We start from the raw sequence: 15,027 nt of genomic DNA, 5'->3' as shown, positions 1-15,027 counted from the left end.
CTAGGGGACAACGCGTTGCGGAGTTCCCGCTAGCATCAGAAGAAACGGGACGAATGCTCGTTAACCAAAGTAGTCGCTGAACTGGGCGAATGCGGCGGTTTCGGCACACAATCACGGGTGCGCCTGCAGTCGAGTGGAAGAGGAACAGCAAGCTATGCCGATTGCTTCAGAGCCCGGACCGGGATCGGCGCCTGCGGGCGCGGATCCGGTGCCGCAGTTCGCCGCGTGGCGCAAGGGCGTGGCCGGGGTGCTGGCGAAGGTCCGGCGGGTCGAGATCGCCGAACTGCCGGACGAACCAGAGCATCTGCTCGATGAAACGACCTACGACGGGCTGACCATCGCCCCGCTGTACACCCGCAAGGACGAGCTGCCCGAGCAGCCGCTGCCCGGTACGTATCCGTTCGTCCGGGGCAGCGATGCCACCCGCGACGTGCACCGCGGCTGGCACGTGAGCGCGCATTTCGGCGGCGGCGACGCTGCGGCCGTCAACCGGGAGATCATGGCCGGTCTCGGCAACGGCATCAGCGCCGTATGGCTCGGTGTCGGCGAGCGCGGTGTGCCGGTGGCCGATCTGCCTGCCGCCCTGTCCGGCCTGCTGTTCGACCTCGCGCCGGTGACCCTGGACGCGGGCACCACGACCGCCGATGCGGCCGAGCACCTGTACACCGCGCTCGACGGCTATGACGCGGCCTCGCGCAAGGACATTCACGTCTCGCTCGGTGCGGGACCGCTCACCAGCAGGTTCGCGGGAGTCGCCGATACTCCGCTCGCGGAGACGGTGACATTGGCCGCTACCGCGGTCGCACGCGCCGAGACGGTGCGCGCGATCACCGTGGACGGCACCGTATTCCACAACGCGGGCGCCTCCGACGCCCAGGAGCTGGGTGCCGCCGTCGCGGCGGGCCTGACCTACCTGCGCGCCCTCACCGAGGGCCTGGACATCGCGGATGCGTTGGAGCAGCTGACCTTCCGCTTCGCCGCCACCGACGACCAATTCGCCACGGTCGCCAAATTCCGTGCCGCCCGCCAACTCTGGGCCCGCGTCGCGCACGCCTGCGGCGCACCGAATTTCGGTGGCGCACCGCAGCACGCGGTGACCTCCGCGGCCATGATGACCCAGCGCGACCCGTGGGTGAACCTGCTGCGCACCACCCTCGCGGCGTTCGGCGCCGGCGTCGGCGGGGCGGACGCGGTCACCGTGCTGACCTTCGATTCGGCACTGCCCGCCGGTGAGCTCGGCGTCTCGAAGTCGTTCGCGGACCGGATGGCTCGCAACACCCAGCTGCTGCTGCTCGAGGAATCCCGCCTCGGCTTCGTGCAGGACCCTGGCGCGGGCTCCTGGTATGTCGAGGACCTCACCGGCGCGCTCGCCGTGAAGGCGTGGGAGTTCATGCAGGAAATCGAGGCGGCCGGCGGTTATCTCGCCGCGCTCGATTCCGGGCTGCTCGCCGAGCGCATCGCGGAGACCAAGGCGGCGCGCGATTCCGATGTCGCGCACCGGAAGACGTCGGTCACCGGGGTGAACGAGTTCCCGAACCTGGCCGAGCGCCCGCTGTCCGAGGCGGCGCGCGAGGACGATCGGGTGGCCCGCTACGGTGCCACCTTCGAGGCGCTGCGCAACCGGTCCGACGCCTACCTGGCCGAGCACGGCGCGCGGCCGAAAGCGCTGCTGGTGCCGCTCGGTTCGGTCGCCGAACACAACGTCCGGGTGACCTTCATCGCGAACCTGCTGGCCTCCGGCGGTATCGAGTCCATCAATCCCGGACCGTTGGCGGTGGACGCGATCGCCTCGGCGGCAACCGAAGCCGGTGCGCCGATCGCGGTGCTGTGTGGTTCGGATAAGCGGTACAGCGTGGAAGCCGGTGCGGCAGTGGGGCAATTGCGTGCTGCCGGAGTGGAGACGGTGTTGCTGGCCGGTGCCGCGAAGGCGGTCGCCGAGCTCGATGACGCGCAGCGTCCGGACGGATATCTCGCGGCGAAGATCGATGCGGTCGCCGCGTTGTCCGCCCTGCTGGAGAAGGTGGGAGCCTGATGACTACTCGTGAAATCAAGCACGTGATAGGCAGTTTCGCCGAAGTGCCGCTGACCGAGCACGCGCCGGAGCCCGCTGCCGTGGACGCCGCACAGGTCGAGGCTTTCATCGGCGAGGCCGCGAAGGCCAACCATTACGCGCCCGAACAGTTGGTGTGGTCGACGCCCGAAGGTATCGATGTGCCACCGGTGTTCACCAAGGCTGACCGGGATGGCGTTGTCGCCGAGGGCTATCCGCTCGACAGCGTGCCCGGCGTCGCGCCGTTCGTGCGCGGTCCTTACCCGACCATGTACGTCAACCAGCCGTGGACCATTCGCCAGTACGCGGGCTTCTCCACCGCCGCGGACTCGAATGCCTTCTACCGCCGCAATCTTCAGGCCGGGCAGAAGGGTCTGTCGGTCGCCTTCGATCTCGCCACCCACCGCGGTTACGACTCCGACCATCCGCGCGTGCAGGGTGACGTCGGAATGGCCGGTGTCGCCATCGATTCCATTCTCGACATGCGCCAGCTGTTCGATCACATCCCGCTCGACCAGGTCAGCGTGTCGATGACGATGAACGGCGCGGTGCTGCCCATCCTGGCGCTGTATGTCGTTGCGGCAGAAGAACAAGGCGTCGGACCGGAGCTGCTGGCCGGAACCATTCAGAACGACATTCTGAAGGAGTTCATGGTCCGCAACACCTACATCTACCCGCCGAAGCCGTCGATGCGGATCATCTCCGACATCTTCGCCTTCACCAGCGCCAAGATGCCGAAGTTCAACTCGATCTCCATCTCCGGCTACCACATTCAGGAGGCGGGTGCGACCGCCGACCTGGAGCTCGCCTACACCCTGGCCGACGGTGTCGAGTACATCCGGGCCGGTATCGACGCGGGCATGGAGGTGGACAAGTTCGCGCCGCGGCTGTCGTTCTTCTGGGCCATCGGCATGAACTTCTTCATGGAGGTCGCCAAGCTGCGGGCCGGGCGGCTGCTGTGGAGCGAGTTGGTCGCGAAGTTCGAGCCGAAGAGTTCGAAATCGCTGTCGCTGCGGACGCATTCGCAGACTTCCGGGTGGTCGCTGACCGCGCAGGATGCCTACAACAACGTCGCGCGGACCTGCATCGAGGCGATGGCCGCGACTCAGGGGCACACCCAGTCGCTGCACACGAACGCGCTGGACGAGGCGCTCGCGCTGCCGACGGATTTCTCCGCGCGCATCGCGCGTAACACCCAGCTGCTGATCCAGCAGGAGTCGAAGACCACGCGGCCGGTAGATCCTTGGGGCGGTTCGTATTACGTCGAATGGCTGACCCATCAGCTGGCCAACCGGGCTCGTGCGCACATCGCCGAGGTGGAAGCCCACGGCGGGATGGCGCAGGCGATCGGCGAGGGCATCCCGAAGCTGCGCATCGAGGAAGCCGCCGCGCGCACGCAGGCGCGGATCGACACCGGTCAGCAGCCGGTGATCGGCATCAACAAGTATCAGGCGGAGGAGGACCAGCAGGTCGAGGTCCTCAAGGTCGAGAACTCGCGGGTGCGCGCCGAGCAGATCGAGAAGCTGCGGCAGTTGCGCGCCGATCGGGATTCGGCCGAGGTCGAACGCGCGCTGGCCGAATTGACCCGTGCGGCAACCTCTTCGGCGGGTGGCATGGAGAACAACCTGCTGGCCCTCGCCATCAACGCCGCGCGCGCCAAGGCCACCGTCGGCGAGATCTCCGACGCGCTGGAGAAGGTATACGGCAGGCATCAGGCCGAGATCCGTACCCTCTCCGGTGTGTACCGCGACGAGGCAGGGAAGGTCAGCAACATCACCAAGGCGAGCGATCTCGTCGAGGAATTCGCCGAGGCGGAAGGTCGCCGCCCGCGTATCCTCGTCGCGAAAATGGGGCAGGACGGCCACGACCGCGGCCAGAAGGTGATCGCCACCGCCTTCGCCGACCTCGGCTTCGACGTCGACGTGGGCCCGCTGTTCCAGACGCCCGAAGAGGTGGCGCAGCAGGCGGCGGACAACGACGTGCACGTCGTCGGCGTGTCCTCGCTGGCGGCCGGCCACCTCACGCTGGTGCCCGCCCTGCGGCAGGCCCTGGCCGATACGGGCCGCCCCGACATCATGGTCATCGTCGGCGGCGTTATCCCGCCCGGCGACTTCGACGCCCTGTACGAGGCCGGTGCCGCGGCGATCTTCCCGCCGGGCACCGTCATCGCGGACGCGGCGATCGATCTGCTGAAGAAGCTGGCCACCGAACTCGGTCATCCCCAGTTAGGGTCCGAAAGCGGCAGCGGTGCCGGGGATTCCGCCGAGGGCGAATGAGCGAGCACAACTCTGTCGCTCCCTCGGCCGACGGCGACCTTCGATCGGATTCGTCCGCTGCAGGTCGCCCCGGTGCGCCGGCTGACATCGGCCGCCGGACGGCGGGGCGGGGACGGGCGATCGACGTCGATGCGATGGCGGACGCGGTGCGCGCGGGGGAGCGGGCCGCGCTGGCGCGGGCGATCACCCTGGTCGAATCGACCCGCGCGGATCATCGGGATCTCGCGCAGCGGTTACTGCTGAAGCTGACGCCGGACAAGCACAGCTCCGCGAACGCCGTGGTGTCGAATCGCGTTGGCATCACCGGTGTTCCGGGTGTCGGCAAGTCGACGTTCATCGACGCGCTCGGCATGGAGTTGATCGGCAAGGGGCATCGGGTCGCGGTGCTCGCGGTCGATCCATCGTCCACCCGCACCGGTGGTTCGATCCTCGGCGACAAGACGCGGATGGCGCGACTGTCGGTGGAGCGCAACGCTTATATCCGTCCGTCGCCCACCGCGGGCACGCTCGGTGGCGTGGCCAAGGCGACGCGCGAGACCATCGTGTTGCTCGAGGCCGCCGGGTACGACGTGATCCTGGTGGAGACCGTCGGCGTCGGCCAATCCGAGGTCACGGTCGCCAATATGGTCGACGTCTTCTGCTTCCTCACCCTGGCTCGCACCGGAGATCAGTTGCAGGGCATCAAGAAAGGTGTGCTGGAACTCGCCGATCTGGTCGCGGTCAACAAGGCCGACGGCAAGCACGAGCTGGAGGCCAAGTCGGCCGCCCGCGAACTCGCGGGCGCGCTGCGCCTGATCCACCCGCACGACGCCCTCTGGCGCCCACCGGTACTCACCATGAGCGGCTTGGAGGGGATTGGCCTGGACAAGTTCTGGTCCACCGTCCTCGAACACCGCCGCGTCCTCACCGACGCAGGCGAATTCGACGAGAAACGCCGCCGCCAGCAAATCAACTGGACCTGGACCATGGTGCACGACCAACTCCTGCGCCGCCTGGCCGACAACCCCAACGTGAAAGCCATCCGCGCCCAGGTAGAAAATCAGGTCCGCGACGGCACCCTCACCGCAGCCCTAGCCGCCGAAGAACTCCTCCGCGCCTTCGACACCCCCTAACCCTCACCCGAAGGGGTCGACGACCGCAGCCCCGGTCTCCTCGAAATGCTTCACATTTCGGGTAACCACAGCGAGCCCGTGCGCCAATGCGGTCGCCGCGACAAGCCCGTCCGCCATGTCTCACTCTTTTGCTCCATGGAATCGCGTCGAGAGCTGATCGGTCGCCCAAGGGCAGGGATGTGCCTGCTCGTGTCGTCGGTTGGTCGCTCTACCTGCGTAAACATCGTGTCCGATGGATATTTGCTGAAGGTCTGCTAGTTGTCGAGTCATATTGACGAGTAGTAGATTGGAAGGTTCCTCGGCTGGCGATGATGCGGCGACGAGGACTCGCCAGCCGACGTGTGCGGGGGGATCTCTCCCTCCGCTGGGCTTAGGAGGTGCTGGCGATGTCGGATGAAGCGATTGCTCGGCCGTCAGAATCGGGGATGGTTCGGCCGCAGTGGACTTCTGGGCCGGAACCGCCTCCGCCGCAGTGGAATTCGTTCACTCCGGCGCCGGTTTTGGTGACTGTCGGTGATATCGGGTGTACCGCGACTCAGGTCATGACGCCCTCTGGGCAGCATCCACTGGCGGGGACCACGTGGATTGTCACCAACCAGACCAGCGTCAACCAGCGCATTCCGTCGTATGCGATCGTGCTGGCCGTGCTGCTGATGGTGTTCTGCCTGCTCGGCCTGGTGTTCCTGGCTGTCAAGGAGGACAAGATCCAGGGGTTCGTGCAGGTCAGCGTTCAGGGGCCCGGCTTCTATTACGCGACCCAAGTCAAGATCACCGACCGTGCGCAGGTCTTCGACACTGAGCAGCGCGTCAACTACATCCGCGGACTGGCCGCATTGCCCGCCGCCTGACCAAGCCTCGCGCGCATCGATCAGTGCTACGCGCACCGGTTCCGGCGCCATGCGTACCGTTCAGCGCGACGCGCACGGTTCGGCTGGCAATTTCGTGCGCATCGGTCGAACTGACGCGCGTGACGTGCCATCGAATCAGGTTGCGTCGCCTAGGGATTCGAGCAATGTGCGTAACGCGTCGGCGAGCGCGGCGCGTTGCTTCGGGTTCAAGGGGGCTAGCAGGCGCTCTTCGGTGGCGACGTGATCGGGCAGCGCGTCATCGATAAGAGTGCGTCCGGTGTCGGTGAGGTCGACGCGAATGCCGCGACCATCGGATTCGCTGCGGGACCGGCGCACCAGGCCGCGGTCCTCGAGGCGATCCAGGCGCTGGGTGATCGCGCCGGAAGTGACCATCGCCGAATGCATCAGCTCGGTGGGGGTGAGGCTGTGCGGCGGTTCGCTGCGCCGCAGTGTGGCCAGGACGTCGAAGGATGCGGGGTCGAGGCCATGTGCGGTGAAGGTTTTGCGCAGCTCGGCACCGGTGAGCTGGGACAGTCTGGACAGCCGCCCGAGCACGGCCATGGGGGAGACGTCCAGGTCTGGGCGTTGGTCCTGCCACTGCGCGAGAACATGGTCGACGTGATCGGTCACCACCGCACTCTAGCGAATATCTCAACGGTGAGGTATCGCATGTGGGAATTGCTGAGCGCTAAGGTAAGTTACTTAGAGCTAAGTAATCGAAATGAGTGGAGGTTGATCATGCGGATCACGGTGTTCGGCGCGACGGGTGAGGTGGGCAGCCGGGTGGTGACCGAGGCGTTGGCGCGCGGTCACGAGGTCGTCGCGGTGATGCGGAACCCGGCCGGTGCGGCCGCGGTGCCAGTCGCGGCGGAGGTCAGAATCGGCGATGCGATGAATCTCGACGATGTCGTAACGCTCAGCGCCGGACAGGATCTCGTGATCACCGCGACCAGGCCCACAACCGGACAAGAGCACGAATTGCCCGAGATAACCTCGGTTCTCCTGAAGGCGTTGGCGCACAACGGTGTCCGACTGCTGGTCGTCGGCGGCGCGTCGACGCTGCTGGTGCCGGACGCCGATGGACTGACGCTGCACGAAACGCCCGACTTCCCAACGGAACTGCGGCCGATCGCGCAGGCCTGCGCCGATCAGCTCGCACTGTGCCGAACCGAAACCGTCGCGGACTGGACCTATCTGAGCCCGCCCGCCCAGCTGGTGCCGGGAGAGCGCACCGGCACTTACCGGTCGGGCGTCGACGAGCTACTCACCTGCTCCGACGGCGAATCGACCATCTCGATGGAGGACTTCGCGGTCGCCCTGCTCGACGAAGCCGAGCAGCCCGCGCACCGCCGCGCCAGGTTCACCGTCGCGGCGTTCTGACTGCGCATCGATTGCCCCGATCTTCGGGGGATAGGCGTGAAATCTTATGTGGCGCATGTGCTGCCCCGCAGCCCTCGGCTTCGACGCTGATGTCGGCCGGGTAGCACCCCATCTGTCGAGGGCGGAAGGTAGGGCAGACCCGGCGGGCAGGCGTCTACTCGATACCGAACAGGTCGGCAGCATTCTGATAGCAGACCTTGCGTAACCAGTCGTCGCCGAGTTCGAGGCGTTCCAGTGCGGAGACGGCGTGGCCGTAGGTGTAGGGGATGTTCGGGAAGTCGCTGCCGAACATGATCCGATCGCCGAGGGTGCGCAGCCTGCCGCGTTCGGTGTCGGGGAACGGGTCTACTTCCTCGAAAAAGTCGGTGAACGTCATCGTGGTGTCGAAGCGGACATCCGGGTATTGCTCGGCGAGGTCGAAGAATTCGGTGTATTCAGGTGCGCCCATGTGCGCGATGATCAGCCGCAAGCGGGGAAAACGCTGCAACAGTGCGGCAATGGGTGCCGGTCCGGTGAATTCGCCTGCTACCGGACCGGATCCGCAGTGGATGACGACCGGAATCCCCGCGTCTTGGATCAAGGCCCAAGTGGGGTCGAGCAGTGGATTGCCGGGATCGAAGCCGCCGACCTGAATGTGCACCTTGAACAGTCGGGCGCCGCGTTGAATCGCCGCTGCGACATACCTTTCGGCGCCTGGCTCGGGATAGAACGTGGCCGTGTGCAGGCAATCCGGTGTCCGCTCGGCGAATTCGGCGGTCCATTCGTTCAACCAGGCCGCCATCTCGGGCTTGTGTGGGTAGACGAGGGCGCTGAAGGCTCGAACGCCGAAGCCGCGCACCGTCTTCAACCTGACCTGCTCATCGTGCCGGTAGGCGATGGGCCAGGTGCGGGCGGTGAGCGGACCGGCCGAGTCGAAGTACGCCCACACCTTCTGCATCACCGGTTCCGGCATGAAATGCGTGTGCACGTCGATGATTCCGGGCAGTCCGAGCCGGTTGCGGAACTGGGCGAGGTAGGTGTTGTCGTCCTGGTCGCCGATCACGGCCTCTCCTGTCTCACACATTCGGCGGGTACACCTTCCGCGCGAAGTCGCCGACCCGGGTGATCAGCCGGTCGAAGAACAACTGTTGATCCGTGCCGATCACGATGTCCGCGTTGGGTTCTCGCCCCCACATGCCCGCCCAGTCCGCCACCGTCGTCGCGCGCGTTATCGTCCCTGCGAGCTCGACGTCGACCGTCGCCGGACGCGTGACGGCGAGCTCCGGGTCGAGCGCCACCGCCGCAGCGAACGGATCGTGCATGTGCGCGAGGTACCCGAGGTCGTAGAGCCGGTGGAAGTCGAAGTAGAACCGCACCGCGTCGGTGGCATGCCGGACGATGGGATTGCTCGCCACCGACCGGGCCTCGGGCGGATCGGTCTCCGAAACCGTCTCCACCGGAAGACTTCCCGCGCGCTCGGCGAGCAGCGCCAGATGCTTCGGCCGCATCTCGATGGTCTCGGTGATGTCGAGCGCGCAAACGATCGGCCGACGGTCCTGCGGCGCGGCGGAGAAGGCGTCGAAGACCTCTTTCGCGGCCTCCGGATCCACGTGCACGTTCCATTCGTTCGTGGGAGTCGTATTGCCGGGGTGATTGAACGCGCCACCCATGATCACCAGCCTGCGCAGCAACGTCGGCAACGCAGGCTCCAGCCGAACAGCCAGCGCCAGATTGGTCAGCGGCCCGGTACACAACCCGACGATCTCGCCGGGATGCGCACGCACCAGATCGACCCACATCTGCGCGGCCGACCGCGACGAGAGCACCCGCGTCGAGGCCGGCAGCTCGGCATACCCGACCCCCTGCGGCCCATGCGTGTCCTCGGTGGTCCGCAACGGAACCGCCAGCGGCTCGGCGGCCCCGAGCGCAACCTCGATCTCCGGCGCCCGACACACGTCCAGCCACGCGAGATTGTTCGCCGCCACCTGCGGCGCAGGCACATTCCCCGCAGTCGAGGCGATCCCGATGATCTCAGCCTCGGGCGACGCAAGAAGATAGAGCAGCGCAAGGGAATCGTCGACCCCGGTATCAACATCCATGATGATCTTCTGCCGCACCCAACGAGACTAACCGCCCCACCGGCCTCCGCAGGGTTCGCACCAGCTCCGCGCGCCCCGTTCGTCACGCCGCGCCCCGAACTGCACGCAGATTCGCACGCCCGGCACCACGATGTGCGCGTGCCGCTGAGATGCGCGCGGCGTGAGCGTGATCGTGTGCCGCGCACGTTGTGGTGTGCCGCGCACCAAAACGCTAGCTGATCTGTGCGCTGGACACTGGACTGTGCGCGTCACGCTGAATTGTTCGCGGCGTGGTCGATGGTTCACGCGATGGTCGCCGCGCACGTTGTGGTGTGGCGCGCGCGAATTCGTCGGCTGATCCGTGCGCGTCAGGTTGAACTGTGCGCGGCGAGTTGAGGGGTGCGGGTGGTGTCGGTTAGTGGGTTTTCAGGGGCCAGGCGGGGCGGTCGGCGCCGTAGGTGGGGGCGGGCCAGGTGTAGGCGGGGTATTCGGCAATGGCGGGGGTGGCGGTGATTACGTCGCCGTGGGACATGGCGTGGGCGGGGTCGGGGAGGGTGGCCGACGGGTGGCGGGGGGTGCGGTCGGGGGCGGCGAGGAGCCAGGCGGCGGTGCGGGCCAAGGCGACTCGGACGTCGCGGCCGATGCCGTCGGCGGCGCGCAGGGACAGTGCGTCGATGACGCCTGCGGCGAGGAGGTAGCCGGTGGCGTGGTCGAGGGCTTGGGCGGGCAGGGCGCTCGGGACGGAGGGTGCGCCTTCGGCGATGGCGATGCCGGATGCGGCCTGCACGATGCTGTCGAAGCCGCGTCGTTCGCCCCACGGTCCGACCTCGCCCCAGGCGCTGACGCGGCCGTGGATCAATCCTGGGCGCATGGCGGCGATGAGACCCGCGCGTTCCAGCGCGCCCGGCCGGTATCCGGTGACCAGCACGTCAGCAGAGGCGAGCAGGTCGCGAATCAGCGGCAGTTGGGCCCACAGATCAACCAGCGTGGAGCGCTTGCCCTGGCTGGTATCGGCGTACTGCCAAGAGATTTCGGGCAGCTGCGGGGGATCGACCCGCAGCACATCGGCACCGAGCAACGCCAACGTGCGGGTCGCGACCGGCCCGGCGATCACTCGGGTCAGATCGAGCACCCGCAGCCCACGCAACGGCTGGAAAGGTGCTGCGCTGACCGGCAATCCGGGCTCGCCACGGTCGGCACGCGTCCCGATCCCGACCAGCGGCCCGTGCGCGGCGGCCCAACCCTCGGCACTGCCCGCCCACTCCTGTTCGGTGCGCACGCGAACCGCGATCGCCCCGTGCGCGGCCGCGTGGTCCTCGACGTCGGCCGCGCGACTCATCGCCATCTGCGCCACGGCGAGGTCGAAGGGCGCGTCGGCGGGCAGGCCCAGCGCGGCGAGCAGGCGGGCGCGATGGTGCGGGTAATTGGCGTGTGTGCGGACCCAGCCGTCGAAGGTGGGGAAGAATCCGGAGAGGTCGCCGAACATCTTGGCGGGCCGGCCGTTGATCCTGAGTAGGCGTTCACTACAGAACGCAGCGGTGATGCGCGCGGGGTCGATGCGGTGGGCGACCGGGTCGAGGCCGCGGACGCCGCGGATCCGGTTGGCCGCGCCGATGAGTGCGGCGACCGACCCGGCGGCGAGCGACCAGACCGGCAGTGTCGCAGCCAGATTGCTGCCGGGATCGGGAGCGGGCGTAATGACAGCGGAGGTGACACCGATTCCGGCTTCGTAGTCGTGGACCAGCCGTGTGTGCGCGTTCACCCGAAAGAGCGTAATAGTTCCGTCTGAGAAGGAGACTTACATGGGCCGAACCGTCGAGTCCGGTGAATGGCTGCGGATCCTGCGATCCGAGGCGACTCCCCGGCACCACCTGCTGTGTTTCCCTCCCGGCGGTGGTCCGGTGACCGCGTACCGAGATGTGGCGAAACGCTTCGGTGCGGGCATCCTCGTCGCCGCGGTGCAGTATCCGGGGCGGCAGGATCGGCTCGGCGAAGCGGCGATCACCGACCTGGAGGCGCTCGCCGATCGGATTGCTGAAGAAGTGCTGAGGCTCGGAATCGTTGATGGGCTAGCGCTATTCGGTCATAGCATGGGCGCAACAGTCGCGTTCGAAACCGCGCGCCGACTCGAGCGCAAGGGCCAGGCGGTGACGACCTTGTTCGTCTCCGGCCGTCCCGCACCGACTTTCGTGGAGACCAAGCAGCTGCACCTCGGCACCGACAGCGACCTGATCGCGGACCTGGAGCGATTGGCCGCCGACCCCGCGCCGATCCAAATGCTGCGTGACGAACCAAGTCTCGCGGAGTTGGTGCTGCCCGCCGTCCGCGGCGACTACCAGGCCGTAGAGACGTACCGATACACGCCGGGCGACCCCTTGACCGCCGACATCGCCGCCCTCGTCAGCATCGAGGACCCCACGATGGCACCCGAGCAGGCCGACGAGTGGCGCGACTTCACCACCGGAACGTTCAGCCGCGCAACGTTCCCCGGCGGCCACTTCTATCTAGACGAACAGCCGGCGGAAGTCGCCGAAGTGGTGGCGCAGCGACTGGCAGCTTCGCGAGTGTGAAAACGGCTCTCGGCCAAGCTGTTTCATAGGAATGTAACTAGTGGGATGCCTGCAGGCGGGCGGTCGACCCGGCTGCCCGCCGCCGCAGCAACCCATACCCCACCCACGACACCGCGACACACACCGCGACGAGCACCCGCACCAACCCGAGCGCGCTCTCCGGATAGAGCACCCCGGTGATGTAGTGATCGATGAATCCACTGGACGGCAGCCCCGCCTCACCCGCCCGATGCCGCGCCCAATTCTCCAAATGCGTGAGCGGACAATCGATCCGGAACAACACGGTGCTGAAGCCCCAGCAGAACGCGATCAAGTGCAGCCAGATACTGCGCGGCCAGCGCCACGCGATGAACCCGCCGACAACCACATACGCCACGAACACGAAATGTGCGGCGGCGGTGGCATCGGCCAGCAGCCGATACAGCACCCCACCAGCGTAGCCCTCAGCCGAGGAATTCGGACTCGAGCACGAGATCGGCGACCAAGGATTGGTATTCCAGGTGCGTTTTATGCTCCGTGGTGCGCCAGCGCGACCCTTCGTGCTCGCGCATATAGCGGCGATACCCGGGCGCACCCGGAATTCTGACGTTGTCGGCCACCACGATCGTCCCGGGATGCAACCAACTCGCGGACATGATCGACTTCAGATCCGGGAGATACGCGGTCTTCAAATGATCGATGAACACGAAATCCAGTGCGCCGGACCCGAAGTCGTGCTCGATCGCGAGGTGCCGCATGGTCGCACCACCGTCACCGATCTTGCCGACCACCACGGTGATCCGATCGGCCAGGCCGGCGTGCTCGATCACCGCACGCGCGATCTCGGCATTGTCCGGGCTCGCCTCCACCGTCACCAACCGCGCGGTCGACGGCATCACCCGACCGGTACGCACCGCGCTGTATCCGCAGTAAGCGCCCAATTCGAGCAGCAGCGTCGGCGCGGCCCGCTTGACCGCGTTGTCCAGGATCAGGCCCTTTTCGTCGCCGACGTTCATCAGCAGACTGCGATTGCGCGCGAAGTCGTCGATCGCGGCGAGCACACTGTCCGGATCGCCCGCCGTGGCAGTGGCCCGAACATGCGCCAGCAAGGCCTGCTCGCGACCGTCGCCCACCTGCCCCGTGCGCAGCACGCTGCCCAGGCCGAGGCCCATGCGGATGGTCGACCAGCGCAGGAACGGCAGCCGATCGCGCACCAGTGCGCCGAGCCCAGTCTGATTCGTCATGCAGCCCCTTAGACAGGTCGGTGTGCGGCCGATTCTGCCTGGGGCACTACCGGATTACCAGGGCGACGGCCGGTAGTCCTTCAGGAAGCAACCGTAGAGATCGGTGCCGTACTCACCCTGCACGATCGGGTCATAGACCCGAGCCGCACCGTCGACCAGGTCGAGGGGCGCGTGGAAGCCCTCCTCGGCGAGCCGGACCTTCGTGTAGTGCGGCCGCTCGTCGGTGATCCACCCGGTATCGACGGCGGTCATCAAAATGCCGTCGGCTTCGAGCATTTCGCCCGCGCTGGTGCGGGTCAGCATGTTCAGCGCGGCCTTGGCCATATTCGTGTGCGGGTGGCCCGGCCCCTTGTACGCGCGGGCGAACTGGCCTTCCATCGCCGACACGTTGACGATGTACTTCCGCCGTGCGGACGAGGCGGCCATGGTCGGCCGCAACCGCGACACCAGGATGAACGGCGCGACCGAATTGCACAGCTGCACTTCGAGCAGCTCGGTCGGGTCGACCTCCGCGACGGTCTGCACCCAGCTGTTCGTATGTGCGAGATCCGGCACCAGACCACCGGCATCGATCGCGACACCACGCGAAATCCGTTCGGGCGTAGCCGATCCCGCGACGAGCGCCAGCTCGGCGACATCGGCCGCGGTCAGCGTCGGCGTGAGCGAGGCGGTGAGCGCGGTGGGATGCGCCTGCATCGTCTTACCGAACGTCACCACATCGGGCAGCGCACCCGCGGGCAGCGGACCGGACTCGGCGTCGACGAGCGCACTGTAGGCGCCGGGGGAGCGGCGGACCGTCTGCGCGGCGTTGTTGATCAGGATGTCGAGCGGACCCTGCGCCGCGACATCGTCGGCGAGCGCGACCACCTGCGCCGGATCACGCAGATCGATACCGACGACGCGCAGCCGATGCAGCCACTCCGGGCTGTCGTCCATCGCGGCGAACCGGCGGATCGCGTCATTCGGGAACCGGGTGGTGATGGTGGTGTGCGCGCCGTCGCGCAGCAACCGCAGCGCGATGTACATGCCGATCTTCGCGCGCCCGCCGGTGAGCAGCGCACGACGACCGGTCAGATCGGTACGGGCGTCCCGCTTGGTGTGGCTGCTCGCGGCACACTCCGGGCACAGCTGGTGATAGAAGGCGTCGACCTGCGTGTACGGCTGCTTGCAGATGTAGCAGGGCCGCGCCCGGATCAGCGTGCCCGCGGTCGCGCCGCGGGCGTTCGAGGCGAGCGGAATGCCCGCGGTCTCGTCATCGATCCGCTGCGGCGAGCCGGTGGCCGTCGCGGCGATCACCTCGCGGTCGGCGTCGGCCACGGCCGTCCTGGCCTCGATCCGGCGCCGCTGCTTCAGCTTCTTGAACATGTGCCCGACCGCGCGCTGCACCGCCACCGAGTCGGGATGCTCCTTTTCCAGCTGCCCGGCCTGGTCCAGTACCCGCAGACAGGTCGCGAGGTCGTCCGGATCAATCATGCTTTCGGCCATCGGTGGTACAGACATCCTTCGGTGAG

13 protein-coding genes are annotated in these 15,027 nt (G+C 67.1%); 6 read left to right on the top strand and 7 right to left on the bottom strand.

What is annotated here, in order from left to right; translation table 11 throughout:
- Positions 1-154: 154 nt before the first annotated feature.
- The 4 genes from ACIBK2_RS25790 (at position 155) to ACIBK2_RS25775 (ending at position 6,286) form a co-directional block, all read left to right on the top strand.
- Positions 155-2,032 carry a methylmalonyl-CoA mutase family protein gene (locus ACIBK2_RS25790; RefSeq protein ID WP_396970561.1) on the top strand — a complete coding sequence of 626 codons (1,878 nt, stop codon included), beginning with the start codon at positions 155-157 and terminating at the stop codon, positions 2,030-2,032.
- Positions 2,032-4,326 carry a methylmalonyl-CoA mutase gene (gene scpA / locus ACIBK2_RS25785; protein ID WP_396970559.1) on the top strand — a complete coding sequence of 765 codons (2,295 nt, stop codon included), beginning with the start codon at positions 2,032-2,034 and terminating at the stop codon, positions 4,324-4,326. The genes ACIBK2_RS25790 and scpA overlap by 1 nt, the downstream gene beginning before the upstream one ends.
- Positions 4,323-5,438: a methylmalonyl Co-A mutase-associated GTPase MeaB gene (gene meaB / locus ACIBK2_RS25780; RefSeq protein WP_396970557.1), complete on the top strand. Its 1,116-nt coding sequence runs from the start codon at positions 4,323-4,325 to the stop codon at positions 5,436-5,438. The genes scpA and meaB overlap by 4 nt, the downstream gene beginning before the upstream one ends.
- 542 nt (positions 5,439-5,980) lie before the next feature.
- Positions 5,981-6,286: a hypothetical protein gene (locus ACIBK2_RS25775; RefSeq protein WP_396970555.1), complete on the top strand. Its 306-nt coding sequence runs from the start codon at positions 5,981-5,983 to the stop codon at positions 6,284-6,286.
- 135 nt (positions 6,287-6,421) lie between these two features.
- On the opposite strand, the gene ACIBK2_RS25770 is transcribed toward ACIBK2_RS25775, so the two are convergent.
- Positions 6,422-6,916, bottom strand: a complete 495-nt coding sequence (locus ACIBK2_RS25770) for a MarR family winged helix-turn-helix transcriptional regulator (protein WP_396970553.1) — start codon at positions 6,914-6,916, stop codon at positions 6,422-6,424.
- A 108-nt stretch (positions 6,917-7,024) separates the two neighbouring features.
- On the opposite strand from ACIBK2_RS25770, the gene ACIBK2_RS25765 reads away from it, so the two are divergent.
- Entirely contained in the window at positions 7,025-7,666 is a 642-nt protein-coding gene (locus ACIBK2_RS25765) for an NAD(P)-dependent oxidoreductase (RefSeq protein WP_396970551.1), read from the top strand.
- 154 nt (positions 7,667-7,820) lie between these two features.
- Here ACIBK2_RS25765 and ACIBK2_RS25760 read toward each other — a convergent pair whose 3' ends face one another.
- From ACIBK2_RS25760 to ACIBK2_RS25750, 3 genes are all read right to left on the bottom strand, one after another.
- On the bottom strand, positions 7,821-8,729 hold the full coding sequence (locus tag ACIBK2_RS25760; protein WP_396970549.1) for an amidohydrolase family protein: 909 nt from the start codon (positions 8,727-8,729) through the stop codon (positions 7,821-7,823).
- Entirely contained in the window at positions 8,722-9,744 is a 1,023-nt protein-coding gene (locus ACIBK2_RS25755; protein WP_396970821.1) for a nucleoside hydrolase, read from the bottom strand. Before ACIBK2_RS25755 ends, ACIBK2_RS25760 begins: the two co-directional genes overlap by 8 nt.
- A gap of 394 nt (positions 9,745-10,138) precedes the next feature.
- Positions 10,139-11,485, bottom strand: coding sequence for a CoA transferase (locus ACIBK2_RS25750; protein ID WP_396970547.1), 1,347 nt, complete (start codon positions 11,483-11,485; stop codon positions 10,139-10,141).
- Between the two features lie 40 nt (positions 11,486-11,525).
- Here ACIBK2_RS25750 and ACIBK2_RS25745 point away from each other — a divergent pair, with 40 nt between their 5' ends.
- A complete protein-coding gene (locus ACIBK2_RS25745; RefSeq protein ID WP_396970545.1) occupies positions 11,526-12,293 on the top strand; it encodes a thioesterase II family protein in 768 nt (255 codons plus the stop codon).
- A gap of 37 nt (positions 12,294-12,330) precedes the next feature.
- Here the strand turns inward: ACIBK2_RS25745 and ACIBK2_RS25740 are convergent, their stop codons facing one another.
- From ACIBK2_RS25740 to ACIBK2_RS25730, 3 genes are read right to left on the bottom strand one after another with little or no spacing between them, the layout of a single operon-like run.
- Positions 12,331-12,720: a DUF2784 domain-containing protein gene (locus tag ACIBK2_RS25740; RefSeq protein WP_396970543.1), complete on the bottom strand. Its 390-nt coding sequence runs from the start codon at positions 12,718-12,720 to the stop codon at positions 12,331-12,333.
- Positions 12,721-12,736: 16 nt separating this feature from the next.
- Positions 12,737-13,516, bottom strand: coding sequence for an O-methyltransferase (locus ACIBK2_RS25735; RefSeq protein WP_396970541.1), 780 nt, complete (start codon positions 13,514-13,516; stop codon positions 12,737-12,739).
- Positions 13,517-13,570: 54 nt separating this feature from the next.
- Positions 13,571-15,001: an SDR family NAD(P)-dependent oxidoreductase gene (locus ACIBK2_RS25730; protein ID WP_396970539.1), complete on the bottom strand. Its 1,431-nt coding sequence runs from the start codon at positions 14,999-15,001 to the stop codon at positions 13,571-13,573.
- Positions 15,002-15,027 lie beyond the last annotated feature (26 nt).

The organism is Nocardia sp. NPDC050175 (assembly GCF_044459885.1).
In the GTDB taxonomy this organism is placed as follows: domain Bacteria; phylum Actinomycetota; class Actinomycetes; order Mycobacteriales; family Mycobacteriaceae; genus Nocardia.
This window is presented reverse-complemented; position numbering and strand designations above follow the sequence as displayed.

Excerpts from the sequence above, each read along its gene's own strand:
- ACIBK2_RS25790 (WP_396970561.1), top strand. The coding sequence starts at position 155 with ATGCCGATTGCTTCAGAGCCCGGACCGGGATCGGCGCCTGCGGGCGCG.
- scpA (WP_396970559.1), top strand. The coding sequence starts at position 2,032 with ATGACTACTCGTGAAATCAAGCACGTGATAGGCAGTTTCGCCGAAGTG.
- meaB (WP_396970557.1), top strand. The coding sequence starts at position 4,323 with ATGAGCGAGCACAACTCTGTCGCTCCCTCGGCCGACGGCGACCTTCGA.
- ACIBK2_RS25775 (WP_396970555.1), top strand. The coding sequence starts at position 5,981 with ATGACGCCCTCTGGGCAGCATCCACTGGCGGGGACCACGTGGATTGTC.
- ACIBK2_RS25765 (WP_396970551.1), top strand. The coding sequence starts at position 7,025 with ATGCGGATCACGGTGTTCGGCGCGACGGGTGAGGTGGGCAGCCGGGTG.
- ACIBK2_RS25760 (WP_396970549.1), bottom strand. The coding sequence starts at position 8,729 with ATGTGTGAGACAGGAGAGGCCGTGATCGGCGACCAGGACGACAACACC.
- ACIBK2_RS25755 (WP_396970821.1), bottom strand. The coding sequence starts at position 9,744 with ATGGATGTTGATACCGGGGTCGACGATTCCCTTGCGCTGCTCTATCTT.
- ACIBK2_RS25745 (WP_396970545.1), top strand. The coding sequence starts at position 11,526 with ATGGGCCGAACCGTCGAGTCCGGTGAATGGCTGCGGATCCTGCGATCC.
- ACIBK2_RS25735 (WP_396970541.1), bottom strand. The coding sequence starts at position 13,516 with ATGACGAATCAGACTGGGCTCGGCGCACTGGTGCGCGATCGGCTGCCG.
- ACIBK2_RS25730 (WP_396970539.1), bottom strand. The coding sequence starts at position 15,001 with ATGGCCGAAAGCATGATTGATCCGGACGACCTCGCGACCTGTCTGCGG.